The 2,838-nt window shown below is 67.8% G+C and carries 2 protein-coding genes; both read left to right on the top strand.

Annotated elements, in window-relative coordinates; all coding sequences use genetic code 11:
* The coding region (locus ACLQ62_RS14245; protein WP_411722291.1) for a Na+/H+ antiporter subunit A at window positions 1–2,220 on the top strand (2,220 nt) is incomplete at its 5' end.
* Complete coding sequence (locus ACLQ62_RS14240) at window positions 2,217–2,693, top strand: NADH-quinone oxidoreductase subunit K (protein WP_411722290.1); 477 nt, start codon at window positions 2,217–2,219, stop codon at window positions 2,691–2,693. The genes ACLQ62_RS14245 and ACLQ62_RS14240, both read left to right, overlap by 4 nt.
* Window positions 2,694–2,838 lie beyond the last annotated feature (145 nt).

The raw sequence follows: 2,838 nt of genomic DNA, 5'->3' as shown, positions 1-2,838 counted from the left end.
CCGGTGAGTGCCTACCTGCACGCCGCCGCCATGGTGAAGGCCGGCATCTACCTCGTTGCCCGCTTCGCACCCGGCTACGCCGACATCCCTGGCTGGACGCCGGTGCTCGTCGGTCTCGGCGTCCTGGCGATGCTCGTCGGAGCCTGGCGATCGCTGCGGCAGTACGACCTCAAGCTCGTCCTCGCCTACGGCACGGTCAGCCAACTCGGATTCCTGATGGTGATCGTCGGCTTCGGCGGGCACGACGCCGCCCTCGCCGGTGCCGCGCTCCTGCTCGCGCACGCCCTGTACAAGGCGGCGCTGTTCCTCGTCGTCGGCATTCTCGACCACCGCACCGGTACACGGGACTGGCGCAAGCTCTCAGGAGTTGGCCGCCAGTCCAAAATGCTCGCCGCCATCACCCTCGTTGCGGTCGCGTCAATGGCCGGCATCCCGCCGCTCCTCGGATTCGTCGCGAAGGAAGCCGTCTTCACCGCTTTCCTCGAAGCGGGGCTCGCCGGGGATGTTTGGGGCTGGATCGCGCTCGTCGGCACCGCCGTCGGCTCGGTGCTGACCGTCGCGTACAGTGCCCGTTTCTTCTGGGGAGCTTTCGCTACCCGCAAGGACGCCGCTCCATCGACACTTCACGCCGATGGCTGGGGCATCCTGATCGCCCCAGGCATCCTCAGCGCTGTGACGATCGTGCTCGGCGTCGGGGCAGGCCCCCTCCTTGACCCGGCGCTCCGCCCCTACGCACAGACTATGCCGGAGCCGGGCGATTACCACCTCGCCCTCTGGCACGGCTTCGAACCCGCCCTCGCCCTCTCCGCCCTCGTGGTCGCGCTCGGACTTGTGATGTTCTGGCGGCGCATCTGGGTCGCTCGAGTCCAGGATGCCGTTCCATCGACGCTGGACGCGTCTCGCGGGTACTGGCTCAGCGTGCGTCTTGTCGACCGCCTGGCGGCGCGCTCCACCATCTTCGCCCAGCGCGGTGGCCTGCCGCAGTACCTGGCAACGATTCTCGTCGTCTATGTCCTCACTCTCGGCGTTGCCAGCGCCCTGAACCGGACCTGGCCCGACAGCATCCGCCCGTGGGACTACCCTGAGCAAGTATTCGTCGCCGTCGCCATCGCGATCGCCGCCGTCATGGCCGGCCAGGCGAAGCAGCGAATGAGTGCGGTCCTCCTCGTCGGGACGACCGGATTCGGCATGGTGGCCCTGTTCGCCATGCACGGGGCACCGGACCTCGCGCTCACCCAGGCGCTCGTGGAGTTGGTGACCCTCGTTGTGTTCGTCCTCGTCCTCCGCCGGCTGCCGACCAAGATCGCCCAGCGCAACAAGCCCGTGAAACGACTCTTGCGGGCGTCGATCGGCATCGCGGTCGGCGCCACCATGGCTGTCGTCGCCGTGATCGCGCTCGGCGCCCGGCAGACCGAGAGCATCGGTACCGAATGGCCGCGACTCGCGTTCGAAGAAGCGCACGGACGCAACATCGTCAACACGGTCCTCGTGGACATCCGGGCCTGGGACACCATGGGCGAGATCGCCGTGCTCGTCGTCGTCGCGACCGGCATCGCAAGCCTGCTGTTCGTCACCGGCCGGGCCGGGCCGATCCCACGGCTCGTCGGTTCCCAGCAGCAGCGGCGGGGACGGAACCGCAGGCGCGTCCTCGTCGACCCGCTTGCACCGGGGCCCGAGGCCAGTTCCAGCCGGATGAGCTGGCTGCTGGCCGGGCGCGCCCTCGCGCCCGACCACCGCTCCGTGCTGCTCGAGGTGCTCGTGCGGCTGCTCTTCCACCCGGCGATCCTCGTCTCCGTCTATTTCCTCTTCGTCGGGCACAACGCCCCTGGCGGCGGCTTCGCCGGGGGACTGCTCGCGGGTCTCGCCCTCGTCGCGCGGTACCTCGCCGGTGGCCGCTATGAACTGGCCGAGGCGATCCCCATCGACGCCGGCAAGATCCTCGGGGCAGGTATCGCGCTCGCAGCCGGCTGTGCCGTCGCTTCGCTGTTCTTCGGAGCCGAGACGTTGACCTCGGCGTACTTTGAAACGGACGTGATTTTCTTCGGCTCGCTGTCCTTCGGCACGTCGACGATCTTCGATGTGGGTGTGTACCTCGTCGTCGTGGGGCTCGTCCTCGACATCCTCCGCAGCCTCGGCGCCGAAATCGACCGTCAGCAGGAAGAGGCGGACCTCTCCGAGGAATCCCGCGACGACTTCTCTGAGAGTGAGGTCACCCGATGACCGCCTCAGCAACTCTCATCGTGCTCATGGCCGTGCTCTACGCCGTCGGCATCACGGTGATGCTCGAGCGAAGCCTCACCCGCGTGCTCATCGGGTTCATGCTTGTCGGCAACGCGACCAACCTGCTCATCCTGCTGGTCAGCGGACCGAACGGCGCGGCGCCGATCGTCACGGGGACCAGCGCGGACGAAGGGATGGCTGACCCGGTTCCGCAGGTGCTCATGCTCACGGCCATTGTGATCAACTTCGGCCTCACCGCATTCGTCCTCGCCCTGATCTATCGGTCGTGGTGGCTGGCGCAACTCGGTGACCAGGGTGACGCCGTGCCCGATCAGCACACCGGCGACACCGAAGCGGCGACGGATGCCACCTTCGACGCCGTCGACCTCGACGATGCAGCCATCCAGAGGATCCTGGCCGACAGCGACGAACATCCGGATCGGCCCAGCCGGGGATTGGAGGAGAATCGATGAGCGCCTTGGTGCCCCTCCTCGTGTTGCTGCCGCTGCTCGGTGCAGCAGTGGCGCTTGTGCTCGGCGCCTACCGCAGGGCCCAGGTCCTCGTCAGCGCCCTGACCCTCACCGCCGTCAGCGTGCTGAGCGCGATCCTTCTCGTGTT

It is taken from the genome of Mycetocola sp., from assembly GCF_046716805.1.
In the GTDB taxonomy this organism is placed as follows: domain Bacteria; phylum Actinomycetota; class Actinomycetes; order Actinomycetales; family Microbacteriaceae; genus Mycetocola_A.
This window is presented reverse-complemented; position numbering and strand designations above follow the sequence as displayed.

Excerpts from the sequence above, each read along its gene's own strand:
- ACLQ62_RS14240 (WP_411722290.1), top strand. The coding sequence starts at position 2,217 with ATGACCGCCTCAGCAACTCTCATCGTGCTCATGGCCGTGCTCTACGCC.